The sequence below is a fragment of the Amycolatopsis sp. NPDC059235 genome (genome assembly GCF_042754125.1).
Taxonomy (GTDB): Bacteria; Actinomycetota; Actinomycetes; order Mycobacteriales; family Pseudonocardiaceae; genus Amycolatopsis; species Amycolatopsis albidoflava.
Genome location: NZ_JBHZAG010000007.1, coordinates 16,707 through 37,695 on the forward strand (window position 1 = coordinate 16,707; position 20,989 = coordinate 37,695).

A 20,989-nucleotide genomic window follows, 5' to 3' on the forward strand; every position below is an offset into this window, starting at 1 on the left:
CCGCCATGAGTGCTGTCCGGTCGCGCCACCGCGCCGCCGTCGTCGCCGGACTCGGCGGCGCGCTGCCCGAGCGCGTGGTGACGAACGACGAGATCGCGGCCCGCCTGGACACCACCGACGAGTGGATCCGCACCCGCACCGGGATCAGAGAGCGCCGCAGGGTCGCCCCCGGCCAGTCCACAGTGGACCTCGCCGAGGAGGCGGGCCGGGCGGCGCTCGGCCCGGACGGGCACGCGGACGCCGTGGTGCTCGCCACCTCGACCGCCGACCAGCTGTGCCCGGCCACCGCGCCGCAGGTCGCGGCCCGGCTCGGCCTCGGCACGGTGCTGGCGTTCGACGTCAACGCGGTGTGCAGCGGTTTCGTCTACGCGCTCGCGACCGCCGCCGGGTTCATCGCGGGCGGGATGGCCGAGCGGGTGCTGGTGATCGGCGCGGACGTCTTCACCTCGCTGGTCGACCCGGACGACCGCACCACGGTGCCGATCTTCGGCGACGGCGGCGGCGCGGTCCTGCTGCGCGCGGGCGACCCGGGCGAACGCGGCGCGCTGGGCCCGTTCGACCTGCACAGCGAGGGCGAGCTGGCCAAGCTGCTGTGGGCCGAAGCGGGCGGTGCGGCGCAGCGCGTGCCGGAGAACCCGAAGGACCGGTTCATGGTCATGCAGGGCACCGCCGTGTTCCGGCAGGCGTGCGCGCGGATGGCGGAATCCTCGCGCGCGGTGCTGGACCAGGCGGGCTGGATGGTCGGCGACGTCGACCGGTTCGTCGGGCACCAGGCGAACATCCGCATCCTGCAGGCGACCGCGAAGCAGCTCGGCATGCCCGCGGACGCGGTGGTGTCGAACATCGACCGCGTCGGCAACACCAGCGCGGCGTCGATCCCGCTGGCGCTCGCGGACGCGGTCGCCGACGGGACGTTGACACCGGGGCACAAGGTGCTGCTGACGGCGTTCGGGGCCGGGCTGACCTGGGGTTCGACGGTGCTGACCTGGCCTGAGCTGCCCTGAGCTACGCGTACTCGGGCAGCGCGATCGCCTCCGAACGCGGCTTCCCGAACCGTCCCGCGGCCTTGCCCAGCCGCCGCGCCAACGGGGTGCTCGCCATCCGCAGCGCGGCGTGGATCGCGGTCCGATGCGCCTGCGCCCGCGGCATCGTCACCTGCGGCGCGCCGGGGAAAAGCCGCTGCGCCTCGGTGACCAAAGGCCGCATCCGGCGTTCGTACTCACCGAACGCGGCGCGCGGGTCTTCGTTCGCCGTGAGTTCTCCGGCCAGGACGTACGCGCCGGTGAGGGCGAGCGTCGTGCCCATGCCGCTGACCGGCGAAGCGCAGTAAGCCGCGTCGCCGAGCAGCACGACCCGGCCCTGGTGCCACGTCGGCAGTTTCGCCTGGCCGACGTCTTCCAGGTACAGCGAGCCGTTGTCCATTTCGGCCAGAATGCGCGGGCCTTCCCAACCGACGTCGGCGTACGTCTTGCGCAGCACAGACACCGTGTCCTCGGGAGTGAGCCGATCCAGACCGCGTACGTCGGACAGGAAGAACAGCCCGGCGCGCATCGTGCCGACGTTGTCCGGACGCAGGAACAACATCCGCCCGCGGCCGCAGAACATCGCGCGCCACCAAGCGTTGTCGGTCGCGATCCGCGGGAGCGCGAGATGCGCGGTGTAGAGCCCGAGTTCGTGCGGACGCACGTCCGGCATCAGCATCGCGCGGGTGCGGGAACGCAGGCCTTCGGCGATGACCACGGCGTCGAAGCGCTGGGTTTCGCCGCTCTGGAAGTCGACGTCCACACCGGCGCCGTCGTCGTGCAGTGCCTGGATCTGGTCGCCGAATCGATACGTCGTCTCGCTGGCTGACTGCTCATACAGCAGTCTCGACAGCTGGCCGCGCAGGATTTCGATCTCCGCGGTCCCGCCTCCGGAATCGCCGTCGCCGGCGCGGAACTCGGCGACGACGCGTCCGTTTTCGTCCACGAACTGCGTGCCGACCTCGCCGGTGTGCGCCGCGCGGACCGCTTCTTCGAGCCCCATCTTGCGCAGCACCTGGCGGCCAACGCCCCGGATGTCGACGTTCTGGCCCTCCTCGCGCAGCTGGTCGAACCGTTCGACGACGGTGACGTCCCAGCCGGACTGGGCGAGCCGGGAAGCGAGCGCGGGGCCGGCGATGCTGGCTCCGGAGATGAGAAGACTGCGACGGGTCATGATTCCCCTCCTTGCCGTTGCTCAAGTACATAGTTAATCTATCTATTAGTTTCTCTACTGACAAGGAGGGTCGCGTGGACGAGAACCAGGCAGCGCTCGAAAACGTGAACGCGACGACCTTCGCGGTGCGCGACGTCATCGAAGCCAGCCGTGACCTGATGGCGCGGATGGCGAAGAGCGTCGGGATGAACGCGAACGACCTCACCGCGATCGCGCTCCTCAACCACTACGGACCGATGGGTCCGGTGGAATTGGGCCGCCGCCTCGGGATCAGCGGCCCCTCGGCGACGACGCTGGTGGACCGGATGGAAGAGGCCGGTTATCTCGCGCGCGTTCGCAGCGACACGGATCGGCGGAGGGTGGCGGTCATGGTCACCGATTCCGCGCGGGAGATCGCGTCGGCGGTGTGGTGGCCGGCGATCGAGAAGCTGGATGCGGTGTCGCGGACGCTCAGCGAGTCGGAAAACGCTGTGGTGCGGGACTTTTTGGCTCGGATTGCCGAGGTGATGAACGAGGGGCGGGAGTACTAAGTCGTCCAGGTCCGGGTCTCGCGGTGGCGGCCGCGCAGGTGGAGTTCGCCGTGCAGCCGCCAGTGTTCCCGTTCGCCGCCGAGCGCGGCCTTCACTGTCGTTTCGCTGGCGAGCACCCGCGACGGCGCGGCTTTCGCGTGTTCGGTGAGCCGCGCGGCTTCGTTCACCGCGTCGCCGATCACGGTGTATTCCAAGCGGCTCGACGCGCCAAGCTGCCCGGCGAACACCTGCCCGGTCGCGACGCCGATGCCCAGGTCAAGCTCGCCTTCCGACACCACCGCGTCGCGGATCGCGCGGGCCGCGGCGAGCGCCATCGTCGGACTGTCGGACAGCCGGGTCGGCGCGCCGAAAACGCACAGCGCGGCGTCGCCCTGGAACTTGTTGACCAGCCCGCCGCGAGCGTCCACTGCGGACACCACGCTCGCGAAAAACCGGTTCAGTTTCTCGACCAATTCCTGCGGCGGGGTGCGCGACGCGAGCGCTGTCGAGTCCACGACGTCGACGAACAGCGCGGTGACCTCGCGGACGTCGCCGGAGAGCGAAGCGCCGTATTCGAGCGCGTGCCGGGCGACGTCGGTGCCGACATGGCGGCCGAAGAGGTCGCGCATCCGGTCCTGTTCGCGCAGGCCGGCGGCGAGGTCGTTGACCGACGTCTGCAGCATCCCGATCTCGCTGGAATCGTCCACGTCGACGTGCACGTCCTTGCGTCCGCGCGCGATTCCGTCGAGCGCGATCCGCAGCCGGTGCAGCGGCGCGGCGACGGCGCGGGACAGGAGCGCGGTGCCGATCGCTCCGGTCGTCAGGCCGGTCACGGAGAGCACGATCAGGCTCGCCGTCGGGTTGCCGTGGCGGCCGAGATCGGGCGGTGTGGTCACCAGCAGCACGCCGATCAGCGGTACGCCGCTGGCCAGCACCCACGTGACGACCAGCCGCGTCAGCACGGTGACCGGCAGCGTCCCGCGCGGCGGCAGGACGTCGAGGGCCATCGTCATCACCGGCCGCGCGACCCATTCCGCGGCCAGGTAGGTGAGCCCGACCGTGGTCAGCCCGCCGAGCCCGATGGTGAGCGCGATGCCCGCCGCGTCGCCGATCGAGCCGAGGACGCCGGCCAGGATGCCGAGCGCGAGCGCGCCGATCAGCCAGAGCGTGCCGCTCACCACGGCCATGTCAAAGGGCAGCCGCAGTGCCCGTTTGGCCTCGTCCGCGGTCGGCGGGCGGCCGATCGTGAACCACACCACGGTGCGGCGTTGCAGGTAGGCGGTCCAGAGCGTGCCGACGATCAGCGCCAGCGCGACCACTCCCGCCGCGGTGACGCCGAGCACCCAGCCGCGGTCGTCGACGTCCTCCGGCAACCCCTGCAGGAGCAGCAGCAACGCGACGACTCCGGCGCCGGCGACACTCGATCCGACGCCGAGCGCGGCGAAGCCCAGACTGGTGCGCAGAACCAGCCGGAACCTCCCTGCGATCATCGTGCGCACCCGCAGATCGTATGGGGTGGCGGGTCCGGGAGCGAAAAAAGCCGTCGCTCTTGCGGTGCGGCGATGGTTAGCGTGGTCGTATGCAACCGCTCGACCCCGCCGAGATCCGCGCCTCGTTCGTCAACTGTTCCCGCGGGGAAGCCAAGTCCGTCACGCTGCCCGCCGACGTCCCGTGGGAGAAGCGAGACTTCCTTGGCTGGCGCGACGTGAAGGCGCCCGGCCGGGCGTACCTCGTCGTGCCGCACGGCGACGAGGTGATCGGCCTGTCGCTGCGCGCCGCGCCGCCGCCGAAATCGCGGCTGCGCAGCAACATGTGCGCGTTCTGCTCCACGACGCATCCGCTCGCCGACATCACGCTGTTCACCGCCCGGCTGGCCGGAAAACCTGGTCGCGACGGCAATACGGTGGGCACGTATTTGTGCTCTGACCTGGCGTGCAGCGCGTATCTCCGCGGCGAACTCCGGCCTGCGGTGCCGCAGCCCAAGGAGACGCTCTCGGAGGAGGAGCGCGTGGAACGGATGAGCGAAAAAGTCGGGCGGTTCGTGGCTCGGGTGCTGGAAACCCGGTAGCCGCTGTGCGGGTGCTGGTGACCGGGATGTCTGGAGTGGGCAAAAGCAGCCTGCTCGCCGAACTTTCCCGGCGCGGGTACCGCACGGTCGACACCGATTACGGCGGCTACACCGGCGAAGACGGGCTCTGGCGCGAAGACCGGATCGCCGCGTTGTTGTCGACGCCGGGGCCGCTGTTCGTGTCCGGCACGGTCTCGAACCAGGTGGGGTTCTATCCGCGGTTCACCGACATCGTGTTGCTGAGCGCGCCGCGCGAGGTGCTGATCGAGCGGCTGACGACGCGAACCGGCAATCCGTACGGGAAACATCCGCACGAACTGGCCGAAACGTTGGGGTATCTGGACGAAGTGGAGCCGTTGCTGCGTTCGTCGGCGACGTTCGAGGTGGTGACCACTGTGCCGGTGGCCGAGGTCGCCGATGCGGTGTTGCGCCAGGTTGGTTAGCGGTTCAGAAATCCCACTCCGCGATCCGCCCCATCTTGCGGATCATCGGGAACAGCGCCGACGCGCGCAACGCCAGGCGGGACGCCGCCGGGATCTTCGCCAGCGCGTCGTCGGTCGCCCAGTCTGTCGCGTCCAAAAAGGACACCAGGCGGAGGCCGTAGCGCTCCAGTTCGTGCGGATCGTCGATGCCCCAATGCAAAGTCGCGCCAGCGCGGCGGACCACCGGGTTGATCGTCTGCGCCTTGATGCCGAGCGAGCTGAAGAAATCGACCACGATCCGGCCGGACGGGAACTTGCCGACGAGCCTGCGGACCAGTTCGGTGCCGGACTCCGCGGTGAGATACATCGTGAGGCCCTCGGCCACGATCAGCGCCTCGCGGTCGCCGGGAACCTGGTCGAGCCAGCCGAAATCAGTGACCGACGAACCGATCATCGTGTACCCCGGCCGCTGCGGGTAAATCCGGCCGCGGACGTCGACGACCTCCGGATAGTCCACGTCGAACCACTCGACCGACGGCGGCGGGTCGAGCCGGTACACACGGGTGTCCATGCCGCAGCCGAGGTGCACGACGACCGCGTCGGGGTGTTCGGCCAGCCATTTGCCCGCCATCTCGTCGATCGCCCGCGCCCGGATCGCGACGGAGACGGCGGCGTTCTCGTTCACGCCCAGCTTGCGGAAGTCGTAGTCGATCTTCTTGACCGCTTCGTCGGCCGCCGTGTCGCCGAGGATCGGGTCCTTTCGGCGAGCGTCGAGCGCACGGGCGTACAGCGTGCCGAGGTTGGTCGCCTTCTCCTCGGTGAAGTGCACTTTCTCCACGTTCGGCCCCCTTGGTGTCACAGTCTTCACAAACTTATGAAGACTGTAGCGCTGATTGCCGGATGCGGCATTGTCCGGAGGTATGGCGAAGCGCTTGCGCACGACGAGAGCGGCTGCTTCGCTGTGCTTCAAGATCCGGAGGGCAACGAGTTCTGCGTGTGCTGAGTTCTGCTGATTCAGGAAGACGCGTAGTCGTGGGCGTAGGTTTTCGCGTCCAGCAAGTGTTTGAGGGTGATCTCGCGCGCCGCCGCGGCGTCCGAACGGCTGATGGCTTCGAGGATCGCGCGGTGTTCGGCCACGGCCTTGCGGATCTGCCCAGGCAGCCGAAGCGCGGCCCGGCGCTCCTCGCCGACCAGGGCGAGTACCGAACGGAGCAGGTCAGCGACGTCGTCACTGCCCGCGTTGCCGGCGATCACCCGGTGGAACTCGGCGTCGGTCGCGATGACGCGCAGCATGTCGCCGTTCGCCGCGGCCTCCTCCATCTCCGCGACGTTGTCCGCGAGCCGCTGCACGACGCGCGGCGTGTGCTGCCGCGCGAGCCGCTCGGCCAGCGTCGGCTCGACAGTCGCGCGCAGGTCGAACAGCTTCTCCACTAGCTGTTCGTGCTCGGAAAACCAGCTGCTCAGCGGGCTTTCCTCGGTGCCTTGCTCGCGGACGTAGGTGCCGGACCCCGCGCGGATCTGGACGTACCCGATCGAATCCAGCACGCGCAACGCCTGCCGCAACGACCCGCGGCTGATGCCGAGTTGCTCGCAGAGCGCGCGTTCCGCGGGCAGGCGCGAGCCCGGCGGAAGCTCGCCCGAATCGATCATCGCGCGCAGATGGTCGACCGTGGCGCTCCAGACCTGGTCGGTTTCGTGTGCCACGCCGCCCATCCTGGCAGGTGGCGACCCGAGCCGCGCGAAATTGTCGGTGGCGGGTGTCACCATCGTTGAGTGGAAGGGGAGGGATCATGACCGCGAAGTTCAAAGACCTGGCACTGGACGCTCTTGATCATCAGGCATTGGCGGACTGGTGGTGTTCGGCGATGGGCTATGTCCGCCGAAGCCCGCCCGGAGAACGCTCGCCGGACTGGCCGGTCGCGATCGTGGACCCGGTCGGCGAGGGGCCGCTGATCTGGCTGAACCCGGTGCCGGAACGCAAGACGGTGAAGAACCGGATGCATCTGGACGTGTGGGGAGATCCGGAGGAGCTGCGGGCGGCCGGGGCCCGGATGGTGGCGCAGCGGGGCGAGGGGCGGGAGTGGCATGTGATGGCGGATCCGGAGGGGAACGAGTTTTGCGTTTTTGAGCGGTGACGGGGTTGATGGGGATGGGTGAGCGGAGTGCGCGGAATGCGCGGAGAGGGGAGGTGAGTGCGGAAGGCGCGGAGTTAGGAGGCAGATGAAGACTGGCGGCGGAAGCTGAGGCGGAGCGCGGGTTGTTTCCTGGGGTCGGCCTGGGCTGGTGGTGACGTGGGCTGGTGGCCGCGTTGGGTTCGGGCCTGTGGTGAGGTCCGCTGTTGCCGGGCGAGGCGCGGGCAAGCGGCGACGTCGGTTGGCGGGCAAGGCGTGGGTTAGCGGCCAGGCCAGGCACGGCCGGTGGCGAGGCGTGCTGGTTGCTGGGCGCAGCGTGAACTTGCGGCGAGGCTTGTTGGCTGGGCGGGCAACGCTCGGGTTGGTGGCCAGGCTGCGCGCGGGCTTGCAGCGGTACGCACGCTGGTTGCCGGGTGAAGCGTGGGCGACCAGCGGCGTGGGTTGGCGACAAAGCAAGGCTCGGGCAGGTGCCCAGGTTGGGCGCGGCCGGTGGTGAAGTGCGCTGGTTGTCGGGGTGAAGCGCAGGCAAGCGGCGACGTCGGCTGGCGGGCAAACAACACGTGCGCCTGCAGCGACCCGGGCTAGCATCCGGGTCCGCATGGCTGGCAGCCAAGCAAGACCCGAGCTGGCGGCCACGCAGGCTGCGCACTCGCAGCCGAGTCGGCGCATGCGGCGATGTCGCCGTGCGCGCGACCCCGCCACGCGACCCCGCCACGCGACCCCGCCACGCGACCCCGCCACGCGACCCCGCCACGCGACCCCGCCACGCGACCCCGCCACGCGAGGGCTCAGCTACCGAGCCCAATCACGCCCTTCGCCCAGCCCGGCGTGCGCCTCCGGAGTGGTGCCTTCGAGTGTCTGACCGGACACATCGCGTCGCAGACCACCGAGGCTGCTGCTTAGGGTCAGCGGGTGATCGCTTTATGACCTGGTGGCATGCCGTCGTCATCTTCATTGCCGGGATGTGGGCCGGGACCATCAACACGGTCGTCGGTTCCGGGACGCTTGTGACGTTCCCGGTGCTTGTCGCGCTCGGGTATCCGCCGGTGACCGCTACGACGTCCAACGCGGTCGGGCTCGCGCCGGGCACGATTAGTGGCGCGTACGGCTATCGGCACGAGCTCGTCGGGTACTGGCCGCAGGTGGTGCGGTTCGCGGTCGCCTCGTTTTTCGGGGCTATCGGCGGCACCATCCTTCTCCTGACGCTGCCCAAGGACGCGTTCGAGAAGATCGTGCCGGTGCTCGTCGGGCTGGCCGTCGTGCTCGTGATCGTTCAGCCGAAGGTCTCGAAGTGGGTGCAGAAGCGCCGCGAGGCCAACGGGCGCGAGCATCACGCGGGGCCGTTGCTGTTCGGGCTGCTCTTCGTCATCGGCATCTACGGCGGCTACTTCACCGCCGCGCAGGGCGTGATGATGATGGCCGTCATGGGCATGCTGCTGTCCGAACCGTTGCAGCGGCTCAATGGCGTCAAGAACGTGCTGTCCGCCGTCGTGAACATCGTCGCGGGCACGATTTACGCGTTCGTCGCGCCGGTGAGCTGGCCGGTGATCGGGCTGCTCGCGCTCGGGTCCACGATCGGCGGGCAGCTCGGGGCCAAGATCGGCCGCAAGCTGCCGCCCACCGTGTTGCGCGGCGTGATCGTCGTGATCGGGCTCGCCGCGGTCGTGCAGCTGATCCTCAAATAGCCTGGAATTCCTTGGCCGCGGCCAGGAACAGGTCGTTCTCCTCCGGCATCCCGATCGTCACCCGCGCGCCCTCGCCGGGGAACGGGCGCACGATCAGCTTCCGGTCCAGCATGTGCTCGGCGAAGGCCGCGGTGGCATCCCCGAGCGGGAACCACACGAAGTTCGCCTGGGTCGGCGGGATCTCGTAACCCATCTCCAGCAACGCGTCCCGCACGCGGGTGCGCTCGGAGATGATTTCCCGGCACCGGGCGAGCAGTTCGTCCTCCGCGTCGAGCGACGCGATCGCGGCCACCTGCGCGATGCTGTTCACCGAGAACGCCACGTACACCTGCTGCAGCGCCTGCGCGATCGGCTCCGGAGCCACCGCGTACCCGACGCGCAGCCCGGCGAGCCCGTACGCCTTCGAGAACGTGCGCAGCACCGCCACATTGCTGTGCGTCCGCGTGAATTCGACGCCGTCCGGCACCTCGGGGTCGGTGACGAATTCCTTGTACGCCTCGTCCAGCACCACGAGCACATGCGGCGGCACCGCTTCGAGGAACCGCTCGATCTCGTCGCGGTGCAGCACCGTGCCGGTCGGGTTGTTGGGGTTGCAGACGAACACGAGCTTGGTGCGGTCGGTGATCCGCGCCAGCATCGCGTCCAGGTCCAGCCCGTGCTCCGGCGTGAGCGGAACCTTCACGCCCGTCGCGAGCGCCACCTGGACCACGATCGGGTAGGCCTCGAACGACCGCCAGCCGAACAGCACCTCGTCGCCGGGACCGCACAGCGCCTGGATCATCTGCTGGCACAGCGAAACCGAACCGCACCCGATCGCGAGCCGTTCGGCCGGAACGTCCAGCCGCCGCGAAAGCCGCTCGCGCAAAGCCTGGGATCCGTTGTCCGGGTACCGGTTCACTCCGGTTACCGCAGCCGTGATCGCCGCCTGGACGCTCGGCAGCGGACCGCCGGGCACCTCATTGCTCGCGAGCTTGACGGCCCCTTCGATCGTCCGGCCAGGGACGTACTTCGGCAACGAATCGAGGTCAGGGCGGGGGGCGAGGGACGGCATCGTCGGAACTCCTCGGTTTTCACGGGACGACGGGGTCACCGTATCTCGCCCCGGCCGATCCGGGAAGGTTCCCAATGTTCACCCAGAGGTGATTGCATGAGGCGATGACGTCGACGACCACCGTGGATCACCAGCGTACCGACGGCAGCACCCTTCGCCTCACCTTCGCCGAACCCGACGGCGCGCTTCGCGGCGGCCTGGTGGTCCTGCACGAGGGCGACGGGGTCACCGACGGCGTCCTGCTGCTGGTCAAAAGCCTTGCCGGCGAAGGCTGGCTCACCGTCACGCCGCACATCGAGTCCGGCGAACAGCTCACTCAGCGCGATCTCCTCGACGCCACCGACCGCACGCTCGAGTGGCTCACCGACCGCGGCGTCGAAGCCGATCTGCGCGGCGTCGTCGGCTTCGACCTCGGCGGCACGGCGGCGCTGGTAGTCGCCTCGCACCGCAAGTTCGGCGCGGCGGTGAGCGTCGGCGGACAGGCGGTGGCAGAACTGCCGAAGCTGCTGGAAATCGCCGGCCGCGTGACCAGCCCGTGGCTCGGCATGTACGGCGACGCCGGCGACGAGGCGGGCGAGGCTCAGGTGGAGCAGCTGCGCGAGGCCGCGGCGTCGGCGAAAGTCGCGACGAACGTCGTGCGCTATCCGGGCGCGAACCACCGCTTCGACGCCGACCCCGGCGCGGCGGAAGAGGCCTGGCAGCGCACCCTCGACTGGTTCGACGCGCACCTCCGCTGATCTCCGGCAGCACCCTTGACGGGTCGCTGCGTGATCGAATAACGTTCCGATCCGGATCGGAATGTTATAGCGAAAGGAACCACCCGTGAAAGCGGTGCTCGTAGAACCCCAGCAGCGGCTCGTCCTCGGCGACGCACCGGACCCGGCTGCCGGGCAGGGACAGGCCGTGGTCGAGGTCGAGGCAGCCGGAGTGGGCTACTTCGACCTCATGAATCTGCGGAACGGCGCCAGTTCGGTGCCCGGCGTCGAGGTCGTCGGCCGGGTAGAGGACAGGCGGAGAGTGCTGGCGCTGATCCTTTCCGGCGGCTACGCCCAGCAGGTCGCGGCCGACGCGGACCAGCTGTACCCCGTGCCGGACACCCTCGATCCAGCCGACGTGGTCGCGCTGGGCGTGAACGCGATGGTCGCGGAAGGCGCGGTGCGTCGGGCCGCGGTGGCTCCCGGCGAGCGAGTGCTGGTCCGCGGCGCGAGCGGTGGGATCGGCGTGCTCGCGACCCAGATCGCCCACGCTCGCGGCGCTGAGGTCACGGCGGTGACTTCTTCGGCGGAGTACGGCGAACGGCTCCGGATCCTCGGCGCGGCGAAGATCGTCGACCGCACCCGGGAGCGACCCGAGGAGACCTACGACGTCATCATCGACACCGCGGCGGGTCCGCAGGTCCGCGAGCACCTGGAACTGTTGCGTCCCAACGGTCGCTATGTCCTTTGTGGAGGCACGGCGGGCGTTCCGGAACCGGAAGCGTTCGAGCCGCTGATGCGCGATTTCCACAAGTCGCCGACGCTGTTCGCGTTCAGTCTCACCTCGGTGTCGCCGGAAGAACGCCGGAAGTCGTGGGACCGCGTCCTCGCCCTCGTTGCCGACGGTCGGCTTTCCGCTGTGCTCGACCGAACGTTCCCGCTCGGCGAGGCCGCCGCTGCCCTCCAGCACGTGGAGCACGGGAAATCGTTCGGTAAGGTCGTGCTGCTCAACGAATAGCGGGAGAATCCATGGCGCGCCAACGGGACGAGCGGATCGACCACGCCGTGCTGGTCGCGGTGTGCGAACTGGTCCGGGAATCCGGCTATTCGGCGCTGACCATGGAGGCCATCGCCCAGCGCGCGGGCACCACCAAACCCGCCATCCGGCGCCGGTGGAAAAGCCAGAAGCACGTGGTGGTCGCGGCGATGGCGGAGGCGCGCACCGGCGTCGCGGAGATCGACACCGGCTGCACCTGCTGCGATCTCGTCGGTCACCTCGACGCCCTCCGGATCGGCCTGGAGGACCCGGTTTTCGGCCGCGTCCTCCCGGCGCTGGCCGTCGACCTGGCGGACGACCCGGAGCTGCGGGAAGACTTCCTGACGTCGTTCTGGGCACCGCGCCGGGAGGCCTGCATAGTGTCCCTGCGCAAGGCACAGGAGCGCGGGGACCTTCGCTCCGGCCAGGACGTCGACCTGCTGCTGGACCTGTTCGCCGCGCCCGTCGTGTTCCGCGCGCTGTTCGGCCACCGGGAATTGACGCGCGAGTTCGTCCTCGACGTCGTCCGCGCGCTGCTGACCGGGGTGGGCGCGGTCGAAAAAGGACTTTGCGAGCATCGCGGGGTTAGCATCGGCGGGTGACCGAGAACGCCGCTGTTCCCGAGGTGCTCTGGCGACCCGACCCCAACCGGGTCGCTGACACGAAGATCGAGGCCTTCCGCCGATGGCTGCGCGAGCAACGCGGCGTCGACCTGGCCGATTACGACGACCTGTGGCACTACTCGGTCGAGCACGGCCCGGAGTTCTGGGCCGCGGTCGCGGAGTTCTTCGGCGTCCGCTGGCACGAGCAGCCGCGGGAAATCCTGTCCGGCGCGATGCCGGACGCGAAATGGTTCGACGGCGGCACGCTCAACTACGCCGAACACTCGCTGCGCCCGGGTACCGGCGGCGCGCCGAAGGCCGACGACGAACTCGCGGTGATTTTCCACCGCGAGGACGGGCTCGCCGAGCAATTCACCTACGGCGACCTCCGCGCACACGTCGCCGCCGCACGGGCCGCGTTGCGTGCTTTCGGCGTCGGCAAAGGAGATCGCGTCGTCGCGCTCGCGCCGAACTGCCCGCAGACGCTCATCGCTTTCCTCGCCACCGCCAGCCTCGGCGCGATCTGGTCGTCGTGTTCCCCGGACTTCGGGATCCGCGCGATCGCCGACCGGTTCACCCAGATCGAGCCGAAGGTGCTCATCGCGGTGAACGGATACGCTTACAACGGCCGGAAATTCGACATCCGTGACACCGTTCAGCAGCTGCGCGAACAGATTCCGTCGCTCGAAGCCACCGTTTTGGTGAAATACCTCGGAGACGGGACGCTCGACGGCGTCATCGACTGGAACGCGATGCTCGCCGAACACGCGGGCGGCGAGCTGGCGTACGAGCCGGTGGAGTTCGCGCATCCGTTGTGGATCCTGTACTCCTCGGGCACGACCGGGCTGCCCAAGGGCATCGTGCAGGGCCACGGCGGCATCGTCGTCGAACACTTCAAAGCGCTCGGCCTGCAAAGCGGGCTCGGGCCGGGGGACCGGTTCTTCTGGTTCACCACCACCGGCTGGATGATGTGGAACTTCGTCGCCTCCGCGCTTCTCGTCGGAGCCACGATCGTGCTGTACGACGGCAGTCCCGGCCATCCGGACCTGAACGCGTTGTGGCATCTGGCCGAACAGCACCGCGTCACTTACTTCGGCACATCCGCGCCGTTCATCCAGAGCTGCCTCAAAGCCGGTCTCGCCCCGGCCGCGCGCTACGACCTGAGCGCGCTGCGCGTAGTCGGCTCGACCGGTTCGCCGTTGTCCTCGGAGGGATTCCGCTGGATCGCCGACGCGATCGGCCGGGACGTGCAGATCTGCTCGGTCTCCGGCGGCACCGACCTGTGCGCGGCGATCGTGGCGGCCGCGCCGGACGTGCCGGTGTGGCTCGGCGAGCTGTCCTGCCGTGCCCTCGGCGTGGCCGCGGCGGCGTTCGACGACGACGGCGAGCCGGTGGTCGAGGAGGTCGGCGAGTTGGTGATCACCGAACCGATGCCGTCGATGCCGGTCTCGTTCTGGAACGACCCGGACGGTTCCCGGCTGCGCGAGGCGTACTTCGAGACTTATCCGGGTATCTGGAGGCATGGCGACTGGGTCAAGATCACCCGCCGCGGTTCGGCGGTGGTCTACGGCCGCAGCGATTCGACGCTCAACCGCGGCGGCGTCCGGATGGGCACCGCCGAGTTCTACCGGGTCGCGGAAGGATTCGCCAAGGTCGCCGACTCGCTGGTCATCGACACGTCGGCGGCGGGCAACGACGACGGGCAACTGCTGTGTTTTGTAGTACTCACCGCGGGCGCCACGCTCGAAGAAGTGGAGCCTGACCTGCGGAAAGAGCTTCGCAACGCACTGTCGCCACGACACGTACCCGATCGGTTCATGGTCGTTTCCGAGATTCCCCGTACGTTGAACGGTAAGAAGTGCGAAGTACCAGTGAAGCGGATCCTCTCCGGAGTCGCGCCGGAGAGGGCGGTGAGCAGGGACGCGCTGGCCAACCCGGCCGCGCTGGCCCCCTTTGTGGAGCTCGCCGCGCACTGAACGCGCCAACGGGGGGAAGCATGGCAGGGCCGTGCGTGTTGCACGCGTGGTGACGGGGACACGCGCGCAGCACACTTGGCAGGCGGCCGGCGTCACGTCGGTCGTCGCGATCACATGGATAACCAGGCTCGCCGGCCTGCTGACGGTCGTGTCCACGGTCGTTCCGGTGGGCCGCGACGTGCGCGGACACGTGGCCAAATGGCTGGAGCTGCCCAGCGAAGCGACTACAGCCGCGGCGGCTGTGGCGCTGGTCACCGGCGTGTTGCTGATCATGCTCGCCGCCGGGCTCCGCCGCCGCAAACGCCGCGCCTGGCAACTGGCGGTCGGCTTCGCGGCGTTGTTGGCGTTGTCACACCTCGGGCTTCGGCATGTGTTCGGCGCCGGCGTGGTGTCCATGGTGCTGCTCGCCGGGCTTCTCGGAACGCGGCGGTACTTCATCGCCCGCCCAGACCCGACCGTCGGCCGCTGGCGCGCTTTGCGAGTGCTGCTGCAGCTGGTGCTGGCCGGTTTCGTGCTCAACTTCGCGCTGCTGTCGGTCGCGCCCGCCCGGATGCTCGACCCGCTGAGCTTCGCCGACCGGCTGTCCCAGTCCGCGCTCGCGCTCACCGGCGTCAGCGGGCCCGCGGTGTTCCACGAGATGTGGTTCGAGGATCTGTCCGCGTCGATCGGGCTGGTCTTCAGCATCACCGGCGTGCTGGTGTCGGCGTACTTCCTGCTGCGCTCGGCCGAACCCGCGCCGGAACTGTCCGACGACGAACTGGCGCGGCTGCACGAACTGCTGAAGCAGCACGGGGAACGGGACTCGCTGGGCTACTTCGCGCTGCGCCGCGACAAGTTCGCGGTCTTCTCCAAGACCGGCAAGGCGGCCGTCACGTTCCGCGTGATCGCCGGGGTCGCGCTGACGTCCGCCGATCCGCTCGGCGACCACGAGGCCTGGCCGGGCGCGATCGAGGAGTACCTGGACATCTGCCAGCGCAACGCCTGGGTGCCCGCCGCGATGGGCGCGTCCGAACTGGGCGCGACGGTGTGGGCCCGGTTTGGCCTGGAGGTACTGGAAATCGGCGACGAGGCCGTCGTCGACACCAAGACGTTCACCCTCGACGGCCGCGTGATGCGCGGCGTGCGGCAGGCGGCGTCGCGGACGAAGCGGGCCGGCTACAAGGTCCTGGTGCGCCGGGCGGAGGACCTGCGCTCCGGCGAGTTGCCCGAGCTGGTGCACCTGGCCGCCACCTGGCGCGGCACCGAGACCGAACGCGGGTTCTCGATGGCGCTGGGCCGCATGGGCGACCACGGTTCGGTGATCGTCACCGCGGAACAGGGCGGCCGGGTCCGAGGCGTGCTGCAGTTCGTGCCGTGGGGCGAGCGGGGACTGTCGCTGGACGTGATGCGCCGGGACCGCACTGTCGACAACGGCGTGAACGAGCTGATGATCTCGGAGCTGCTGCTGTACTCCCGCGAGCACGGCATCGACCAGGTGTCGCTGAACTTCGCCGCCTTCCGCGCCCTGATGGAACAGGGCCAGCGCATCGGCGCGGGCCCGGTCGCGCGGCTCTCGGCGAAGGTCCTGCACTTCTTCTCCCGCTGGATCCAGATCGAGAGCCTCTACCGGTTCAACGCCAAGTTCCAGCCCCGGTGGGTGCCGCGTTACCTGGTGTACCCGGGCGTCGGGTCGCTGCCGCGCGTCGGCATCGCGACCTTCGAGGCCGAGGGGCTCGGCGGCCGTTCGCCCTGGTTACGCAGGGTGCTGCACCGTTGAGGGGGGTGCCTTCCGGAGGTGGTGGAGGGGTGTGTAACCTATCTGAGCAGTGGTCGTTGGGACCCAGGAGGCTTCGCCTAGTCTGGTCTATGGCGCCGCACTGCTAATGCGGTTGGGGGTAACCCCCCCTCCCGGGTTCAAATCCCGGAGCCTCCGCTGGTGCCTGTTTCGGCAGGTGCTAGGTTAACAACTGAACACGCGCCCGTAGCTCAGCTGGATAGAGCATCTGACTACGGATCAGAAGGTCAGGGGTTCGAATCCCTTCGGGCGCACTGTCTGGTCGAGACAGTAAACAACGGTCCGGGAGCTTTTAGCTCCCGGACCGTTGTGCATTTACGCCTTCTTCAGCCGATCCAGCACCGCGCGGGTCTGGGATTGCGCGATCGACGACAGATCGTCCATCTTCAGCGGGGCCTCGCCAGGGGCGCGATGGACGGCGACCTGGATCTCCACCGAGACATTGCTGTCCTGCACCCCGACGATGTAGCTCGCGCCCGGCCCCGGCTCCGTGACAGCGCCCGCGCGCCAGTAGTTGCGGGTGCCGAGCCCGGCGGTGGTGCCGGCGGTCCAGCCCTTCGACGGGCCGGTGTTCCACTTGTCGTAGGCCGGGGGCTCGCCCGCGGACGTGAAATCGACCTGGATTCCGATTCCGGCCTCGTTGGTGGCGACGCCGTCGGTCGCGGAGGTGCTGGTGTAGCGGAGACTGCACGTCAGGCCGCCGCCGTAGCCTCCGCTTGGCTGGTTTTCCCGGTGCGTCGGCGGGATCGGGGTGGAGGACCATTTCTCCAGCGGTTTCGGGTCCAGGAGGTCGCAGGCGTTGGAGATCGCGCTCATCGAGTACTTGCCCGGTGGTGCGACGGCTGACGTCGTGGTGGACGGGGGCGGGGTCACCGGGGCCGGTTCGGCTTTGGAGGGGGAGGAGCCGCTGCTGAGGGTGAGGCCGATCGCGATTCCGACGCCGAGTATCACGACCAGTCCGATCGCACCGGCCACGATCAATCCCGTTTTGGGGCCGGGTTTCGGGGGCTGCGGGTAGCCGTATCCGGGTTGCTGCATGGAAAACCCTAGTTCCCTTTCAGCCCGCTCAACGCCTTGCGGGCCTGTGCTTCGGCGATCGGCTGGACTTCGGTGCGGTGCATCTGGGCGACTTCCCGGCTGCGGCTGAAGTTGAGCCGCACGCGGACCGAGACGTTGGCGTCCACTACACAAAGGACGTAGCGCGTGTTCGCGACCAAGTCGCCGTAGACCTCGGAGTGCCAGAAGCCCTGGCTTCCGATTCCGGTGATCGGGCCGGATGCCTTGCCCTCGCCGGTCTTCGCCGCGTTGCCGCGTTTCCAGTTCTCGTAGTAGGACGGCGCGGTTCCGTTGGTGAAGTTGACGTCGAGGATGACCTCGGCGGTGTCCAGGGAATTGCCGCTGGAGTACCGCATCTGGCAGCTCAGACTGCCTGCGTCGAGCTTGCTCGGGCGAAGTTCCTTGTGCTCGGGCGGGCCCGCCGGAGTGGGCGACCACCTCCGCAGCGGAGCGGGATCGACGAGATCGCAGGCGTTGCCGACGTGGTCCATGGAGTAACCGGGCGCGTCGGCTGGTTCCGGCGGGCGCTCCGAGGGCTGCCCGGCCACGACGCCGACGGCGATCCCGATCCCGAGTACGACCACCAGCGCGACGATCCCGCCGATGATCCAGCCGGTGCGCCGAGGGTTCGCGGGCGGAATTGCGGGGAAGGGATTCGTCGGCGGTTCAACGCGCCCGTTGTCGGTCATCCCCCACAGCCCTCCGCCCGGCGAGCCGGACGCCCCGATCCTGGCTCCGGCCGACTATATCCTTCCGCTCCCGCCGAGGGCGAGACGCTGATCACGCTGGTCCCGGGCCTGATGCAACGATGCTGCGGCGAGCGGGGACATGGGGTTGTGACGACAGTTGCGGAGCAGAGCTGGGGGTGGGGGATGCCGGCCGAGAGACCGGATTCCCCCGGCGGCGACCAGGAGTTGTGGGCACTGGCCGCGGGCGGGGACGTCGCGGCGTTCGGAGAGTTGTTCAACCGGCACGTCGCCGGGGTGTGGAACTACGCCTACCGGCTGACCGGTTCCTGGGCCACCGCCGAGGACCTGGCCTCGCTGACCTTTCTCACCGCGTGGCGACGCGTCGGCGAGGTGACGCTGGTGAACGACAGTGCCCGGCCGTGGCTGTACACCGTGACCGCGAATCTGGCCCGCCGGGAACAGCGTCGCCTCGGCCGGTTCGCGGCTGTGCTGACGCGGCTGCCGCGCAATCCGGTGGTCCGCGACCACGCCGAGGACGTGGCGGGGCAGGTCGACGCGGACCGGCGGTTGAAGGCGGTGCTGGACGCGGTCGCGAAACTGCCGCGGGCGGAACGGCGGGCGGTGGAGCTTTGCCTGCTGGGCGGTTTGTCGAACGGAGAGGCGGCCGCGGTGCTCGGGATCGCCGAACCGAGTGTGCGCGCGCGGATTTCACGGGCGCGAACCCGGCTGCGGGAGCTGCTGAGGGACACCGGCGTACTGGCTGGAGGGGACTTCTGATGGCCGACGATCTCAACCTGCCGCCCGACCGGCCGATGCCTGACCTCCTGAAGGAAGCCATGTGGAACCGGCTCGCTCCGGGACTGCGTGCCCGGCGGCGCCGGAGGCTGGGGCTGCCGCTGGCGGTCGCCTCGGGCGTCGGCGCGCTGGCCTTGGGCGCGACGCTGGTGTTCTCGCCGGTGCACGACGCCAGCACGGACCTTACGCGGGTTCCGGCTGGTGCCAAGCCGGATGCCGGGGATGCGCAACTGTTCAAGGCCTGCCTCGACAGTGCTCCCGATTTCGGGGTCTCGTTGGCTGACCCGGACAGTTTGCGCTTGACGCTCAAGGTCGATCAGGGCGCGGAGCGGAGTTACCTCGTCGGCCGCAACGCCACACTCGCGGCTGTCTGCGTTCTCAGAGATGGCCAGAATGCCGGCCCTTACCGCCCGTACTCCGGCCTGATGGTCACCGACGACAGGGACTGGACACACGGACGGGAGGGCTACGCCTATCTCAGCGCCACTCGTCCGATCTGCGGTTTCACCAGCGCCACCAATGCCTACCGGCCGAGTGTCGTGTTCGGGGTCGCGACCCCCGACGTGGCCAAGGTGGAGATGTACGGGCCGGACGACTCGATGACCCCCGCGGTGTTGAAAGACGGCATTTTCGTCGTGAAATTCGTCGAGGGCGGTTCTCCGCGTGACGATTACAGCCGGAAATTCCGAGTGACCATGCGCGACGGAAGCGTCCACGACTTTCCGGGGAGATAGCACCGGGCTGGCTGTCGCTCGAAGACTGATGCGGGGGGAAACGCAATAATGGCACTGGGTTTGACGACGCCTCAAACAGGGCGGGAACGCCTGTTTCCGGCCCGGAGACGGGTGGATTGGCTGCTGCTCGGAGTGGCGGCCGCGTCAGCATTGTTCTTTCTTTTGGTGCACAGCCATCTCATCGACGACACCTATATCACCTTGAGCTATGCGCGCAATCTCGCGTTCCACGGAAACTGGGGATTGCTGGCCGGCAGCACCTCGAATACGGCGACCTCGCCGTTGAACGTGCTTTCCCTGGCGGCGTTGACGTTCGTGCTGCGGGACGCGGTTCTGGCCGCGGGGGTGTTGTACGTGGCCGGTCAGGTGCTCCTGGTGCAGGCGCTGCGGAGGGTGGGCGCGGTTGCCGGATTGCCTCGCTGGTTCCCGGTTCTCGCGGTCGCCGCGTTGACGGTGAATCCGCTGCTGGTGTCGTCGATCGGCATGGAAGTCGAACTCGGTGCGGCCGGGCTTTGCTGGCTGCTGGTCTTTTCGGTGGAGCGGCGGCCGTTCGCTTTCGGGCTGGTGGCCGGCGCGCTGACCCTGGTCCGGGCCGATCTGGTGCTCTTCGCGGGGGTGATTTTCCTGATCCGGCGGCGGTTCTGGGTCGACGGCCTGCGCGCTGTGCGAGGCGCGGCGCTGGTCGCGGTGCCCTGGTTCGTGTTCAGCTGGGTCGTACTGGGCGCGGCCGTTCCGGACACTCTCGTCATCAAGACCCTGCAGGGCGCGCGACAGGCCTGGGGGAAGTGGGAATTCGGCAACGGCGTCGGACTGTACTGGCAATACCTGCCAGGGCAGACGGTGCTCGCGTTCTTGTGCGTCGGTTTGGCGGCGTTGGCCGGGTTGCGCTGGCTGGTACTGGCGTTGCGCGGCAACGCGGCCAGTCGCGGGCTGCTCCCGTTCGCGGCGCTCGCGGTGGCCGGAGCGGGGCACAGCCTGGCGTACGTTCAGCTGAAAGTGCCGCCGTACCACTGGTATTACGGCCCCGGCATTGTCGCGGCGACGGTGTTCGTCTGTGCGGTCGTGGCCGGTTCCGCCCACCGGATCGAGCGGGTGGCGGGGGTTGCTGTCGTCGTTGCGTTGGTCGGTGCCAGTGTGGTCGGCTATGCCGGGGACGGACTGCCGCGCGACTTCGCCCCGTTCACCTCGAACTACACGACGAGCGCGCAGTACGCCGAGATCGGCCGGGAGGTGGGCAGGCTGGCTGCCGGGAGAACGGTCGCCAGCGCCGACGAGATCGGAGTGCTGGCCTACACCTGCGACTGCGCGATCATCGACGTCTTCTCCGACCGCGGCCGCATGCCCGAGGCGATCGACGAACTGGAGGCACGGGCCGGACGTCTGTCGCGCGGACTGCTGCGGGTGAACTTCGCGTTCTTCGACTACACCGTGCGGCCGCGCAAACTTGACCTCGCGTTGCGGCGGGTTTGGGGGCCGCCGCCGTCGGATTACCTTGCCCACTGGACGATTTCCGCGCCGCTCTACGGGCGTGCTGAGCTGTACCTGGTCAATGCGCAGTAAGCTTTGGCC

At 68.9% G+C, this 20,989-nt stretch carries 21 protein-coding genes and 2 tRNA genes; 16 read left to right on the plus strand and 7 right to left on the minus strand.

What is annotated here, in order from left to right; translation table 11 throughout:
* Positions 1 to 5 precede the first annotated feature (5 nt).
* On the plus strand, positions 6 to 1,004 hold the full coding sequence (locus ACFXI3_RS06890; RefSeq protein WP_378398538.1) for a beta-ketoacyl-ACP synthase III: 999 nt from the start codon (positions 6 to 8) through the stop codon (positions 1,002 to 1,004).
* A 1-nt stretch (position 1,005) separates the two neighbouring features.
* Here ACFXI3_RS06890 and ACFXI3_RS06895 read toward each other — a convergent pair whose 3' ends face one another.
* Positions 1,006 to 2,196, minus strand: a complete 1,191-nt coding sequence (locus tag ACFXI3_RS06895) for an FAD-dependent monooxygenase (RefSeq protein ID WP_378398540.1) — start codon at positions 2,194 to 2,196, stop codon at positions 1,006 to 1,008.
* 74 nt (positions 2,197 to 2,270) lie between these two features.
* Between ACFXI3_RS06895 and ACFXI3_RS06900 the strand changes: the two genes are divergently transcribed.
* Entirely contained in the window at positions 2,271 to 2,726 is a 456-nt protein-coding gene (locus ACFXI3_RS06900) for a MarR family winged helix-turn-helix transcriptional regulator (protein WP_378398542.1), read from the plus strand.
* Here the strand turns inward: ACFXI3_RS06900 and ACFXI3_RS06905 are convergent.
* The gene (locus ACFXI3_RS06905) at positions 2,723 to 4,195 is read right to left on the minus strand and encodes an adenylate/guanylate cyclase domain-containing protein (RefSeq protein WP_378398713.1); all 1,473 of its coding nucleotides are present in this window, start codon (positions 4,193 to 4,195) and stop codon (positions 2,723 to 2,725) included. The genes ACFXI3_RS06900 and ACFXI3_RS06905 overlap by 4 nt on opposite strands.
* An 89-nt stretch (positions 4,196 to 4,284) precedes the next feature.
* On the opposite strand from ACFXI3_RS06905, the gene ACFXI3_RS06910 reads away from it, so the two are divergent.
* Together ACFXI3_RS06910 and ACFXI3_RS06915 are read left to right on the plus strand one after the other, a co-directional pair.
* On the plus strand, positions 4,285 to 4,773 hold the full coding sequence (locus ACFXI3_RS06910) for an FBP domain-containing protein (protein ID WP_344287686.1): 489 nt from the start codon (positions 4,285 to 4,287) through the stop codon (positions 4,771 to 4,773).
* A gap of 17 nt (positions 4,774 to 4,790) precedes the next feature.
* Entirely contained in the window at positions 4,791 to 5,216 is a 426-nt protein-coding gene (locus ACFXI3_RS06915) for an AAA family ATPase (protein ID WP_378398715.1), read from the plus strand.
* Positions 5,217 to 5,220: 4 nt separating this feature from the next.
* Here the strand turns inward: ACFXI3_RS06915 and ACFXI3_RS06920 are convergent, their stop codons facing one another.
* Both ACFXI3_RS06920 and ACFXI3_RS06925 read right to left on the minus strand, forming a co-directional pair.
* Positions 5,221 to 6,033 (minus strand): class I SAM-dependent methyltransferase, encoded by an 813-nt coding sequence (locus ACFXI3_RS06920; RefSeq protein ID WP_378398544.1) that lies wholly within the window; start codon positions 6,031 to 6,033, stop codon positions 5,221 to 5,223.
* Between the two features lie 176 nt (positions 6,034 to 6,209).
* Entirely contained in the window at positions 6,210 to 6,908 is a 699-nt protein-coding gene (locus tag ACFXI3_RS06925) for an FCD domain-containing protein (RefSeq protein WP_344287693.1), read from the minus strand.
* 77 nt (positions 6,909 to 6,985) lie between these two features.
* Between ACFXI3_RS06925 and ACFXI3_RS06930 the strand changes: the two genes are divergently transcribed.
* Positions 6,986 to 7,330 carry a VOC family protein gene (locus ACFXI3_RS06930; protein WP_378398546.1) on the plus strand — a complete coding sequence of 115 codons (345 nt, stop codon included), beginning with the start codon at positions 6,986 to 6,988 and terminating at the stop codon, positions 7,328 to 7,330.
* Positions 7,331 to 8,250: 920 nt separating this feature from the next.
* Positions 8,251 to 9,012, plus strand: coding sequence for a sulfite exporter TauE/SafE family protein (locus ACFXI3_RS06935; protein ID WP_344287697.1), 762 nt, complete (start codon positions 8,251 to 8,253; stop codon positions 9,010 to 9,012).
* Here the strand turns inward: ACFXI3_RS06935 and hisC are convergent.
* Positions 9,005 to 10,063, minus strand: coding sequence for a histidinol-phosphate transaminase (gene hisC / locus ACFXI3_RS06940; protein WP_378398548.1), 1,059 nt, complete (start codon positions 10,061 to 10,063; stop codon positions 9,005 to 9,007). The two genes, ACFXI3_RS06935 and hisC, sit on opposite strands and share 8 nt — an antisense overlap.
* Positions 10,064 to 10,167: 104 nt before the next feature.
* Between hisC and ACFXI3_RS06945 the strand changes: the two genes are divergently transcribed.
* From ACFXI3_RS06945 to ACFXI3_RS06975, 7 genes are all read left to right on the plus strand, one after another.
* The gene (locus ACFXI3_RS06945) at positions 10,168 to 10,800 is read left to right on the plus strand and encodes a dienelactone hydrolase family protein (protein WP_344287701.1); all 633 of its coding nucleotides are present in this window, start codon (positions 10,168 to 10,170) and stop codon (positions 10,798 to 10,800) included.
* An 85-nt stretch (positions 10,801 to 10,885) separates the two neighbouring features.
* Positions 10,886 to 11,776 carry a zinc-binding alcohol dehydrogenase family protein gene (locus tag ACFXI3_RS06950; protein WP_378398550.1) on the plus strand — a complete coding sequence of 297 codons (891 nt, stop codon included), beginning with the start codon at positions 10,886 to 10,888 and terminating at the stop codon, positions 11,774 to 11,776.
* Positions 11,777 to 11,787: 11 nt separating this feature from the next.
* Positions 11,788 to 12,396, plus strand: a complete 609-nt coding sequence (locus ACFXI3_RS06955) for a TetR/AcrR family transcriptional regulator (protein ID WP_378398551.1) — start codon at positions 11,788 to 11,790, stop codon at positions 12,394 to 12,396.
* Positions 12,393 to 14,372, plus strand: a complete 1,980-nt coding sequence (locus ACFXI3_RS06960; RefSeq protein WP_378398553.1) for an acetoacetate--CoA ligase — start codon at positions 12,393 to 12,395, stop codon at positions 14,370 to 14,372. The genes ACFXI3_RS06955 and ACFXI3_RS06960 overlap by 4 nt, the downstream gene beginning before the upstream one ends.
* 46 nt (positions 14,373 to 14,418) lie before the next feature.
* Positions 14,419 to 16,128 (plus strand): phosphatidylglycerol lysyltransferase domain-containing protein, encoded by a 1,710-nt coding sequence (locus tag ACFXI3_RS06965; protein ID WP_344288293.1) that lies wholly within the window; start codon positions 14,419 to 14,421, stop codon positions 16,126 to 16,128.
* Between the two features lie 66 nt (positions 16,129 to 16,194).
* Positions 16,195 to 16,284 (plus strand) — tRNA-Ser (locus tag ACFXI3_RS06970).
* Between the two features lie 42 nt (positions 16,285 to 16,326).
* Positions 16,327 to 16,400 (plus strand) — tRNA-Arg (locus tag ACFXI3_RS06975).
* A gap of 61 nt (positions 16,401 to 16,461) precedes the next feature.
* On the opposite strand, the gene ACFXI3_RS06980 is transcribed toward ACFXI3_RS06975, so the two are convergent.
* Positions 16,462 to 17,184 carry a hypothetical protein gene (locus ACFXI3_RS06980; RefSeq protein WP_378398554.1) on the minus strand — a complete coding sequence of 241 codons (723 nt, stop codon included), beginning with the start codon at positions 17,182 to 17,184 and terminating at the stop codon, positions 16,462 to 16,464.
* An 8-nt stretch (positions 17,185 to 17,192) separates the two neighbouring features.
* Complete coding sequence (locus tag ACFXI3_RS06985) at positions 17,193 to 17,891, minus strand: hypothetical protein (protein ID WP_378398555.1); 699 nt, start codon at positions 17,889 to 17,891, stop codon at positions 17,193 to 17,195.
* 183 nt (positions 17,892 to 18,074) lie between these two features.
* Between ACFXI3_RS06985 and ACFXI3_RS06990 the strand changes: the two genes are divergently transcribed.
* The 3 genes from ACFXI3_RS06990 to ACFXI3_RS07000 all read left to right on the plus strand — a co-directional run bounded on the left by ACFXI3_RS06990 (position 18,075) and on the right by ACFXI3_RS07000 (position 20,980).
* Entirely contained in the window at positions 18,075 to 18,668 is a 594-nt protein-coding gene (locus ACFXI3_RS06990; RefSeq protein WP_344287713.1) for an RNA polymerase sigma factor, read from the plus strand.
* Positions 18,668 to 19,420 (plus strand): hypothetical protein, encoded by a 753-nt coding sequence (locus tag ACFXI3_RS06995; protein ID WP_378398557.1) that lies wholly within the window; start codon positions 18,668 to 18,670, stop codon positions 19,418 to 19,420. The genes ACFXI3_RS06990 and ACFXI3_RS06995 overlap by 1 nt, the downstream gene beginning before the upstream one ends.
* 111 nt (positions 19,421 to 19,531) lie before the next feature.
* Positions 19,532 to 20,980 (plus strand): hypothetical protein, encoded by a 1,449-nt coding sequence (locus ACFXI3_RS07000; protein ID WP_378398558.1) that lies wholly within the window; start codon positions 19,532 to 19,534, stop codon positions 20,978 to 20,980.
* The last annotated feature ends 9 nt before the right edge of the window (positions 20,981 to 20,989 follow it).

Bases quoted from the DNA above. Each gene is read 5' to 3' on its own strand.
- ACFXI3_RS06935 (WP_344287697.1), top strand. From the start codon at position 8,251: ATGACCTGGTGGCATGCCGTCGTCATCTTCATTGCCGGGATGTGGGCC.
- ACFXI3_RS06905 (WP_378398713.1), bottom strand. From the start codon at position 4,195: ATGATCGCAGGGAGGTTCCGGCTGGTTCTGCGCACCAGTCTGGGCTTC.
- ACFXI3_RS06955 (WP_378398551.1), top strand. From the start codon at position 11,788: ATGGCGCGCCAACGGGACGAGCGGATCGACCACGCCGTGCTGGTCGCG.
- ACFXI3_RS06995 (WP_378398557.1), top strand. From the start codon at position 18,668: ATGGCCGACGATCTCAACCTGCCGCCCGACCGGCCGATGCCTGACCTC.
- ACFXI3_RS06890 (WP_378398538.1), top strand. From the start codon at position 6: ATGAGTGCTGTCCGGTCGCGCCACCGCGCCGCCGTCGTCGCCGGACTC.
- ACFXI3_RS06980 (WP_378398554.1), bottom strand. From the start codon at position 17,184: ATGCAGCAACCCGGATACGGCTACCCGCAGCCCCCGAAACCCGGCCCC.
- ACFXI3_RS06985 (WP_378398555.1), bottom strand. From the start codon at position 17,891: ATGACCGACAACGGGCGCGTTGAACCGCCGACGAATCCCTTCCCCGCA.
- ACFXI3_RS06925 (WP_344287693.1), bottom strand. From the start codon at position 6,908: ATGGGCGGCGTGGCACACGAAACCGACCAGGTCTGGAGCGCCACGGTC.
- ACFXI3_RS06990 (WP_344287713.1), top strand. From the start codon at position 18,075: ATGCCGGCCGAGAGACCGGATTCCCCCGGCGGCGACCAGGAGTTGTGG.
- ACFXI3_RS06945 (WP_344287701.1), top strand. From the start codon at position 10,168: ATGACGTCGACGACCACCGTGGATCACCAGCGTACCGACGGCAGCACC.
- hisC (WP_378398548.1), bottom strand. From the start codon at position 10,063: ATGCCGTCCCTCGCCCCCCGCCCTGACCTCGATTCGTTGCCGAAGTAC.
- ACFXI3_RS06895 (WP_378398540.1), bottom strand. From the start codon at position 2,196: ATGACCCGTCGCAGTCTTCTCATCTCCGGAGCCAGCATCGCCGGCCCC.
- ACFXI3_RS06930 (WP_378398546.1), top strand. From the start codon at position 6,986: ATGACCGCGAAGTTCAAAGACCTGGCACTGGACGCTCTTGATCATCAG.
- ACFXI3_RS06910 (WP_344287686.1), top strand. From the start codon at position 4,285: ATGCAACCGCTCGACCCCGCCGAGATCCGCGCCTCGTTCGTCAACTGT.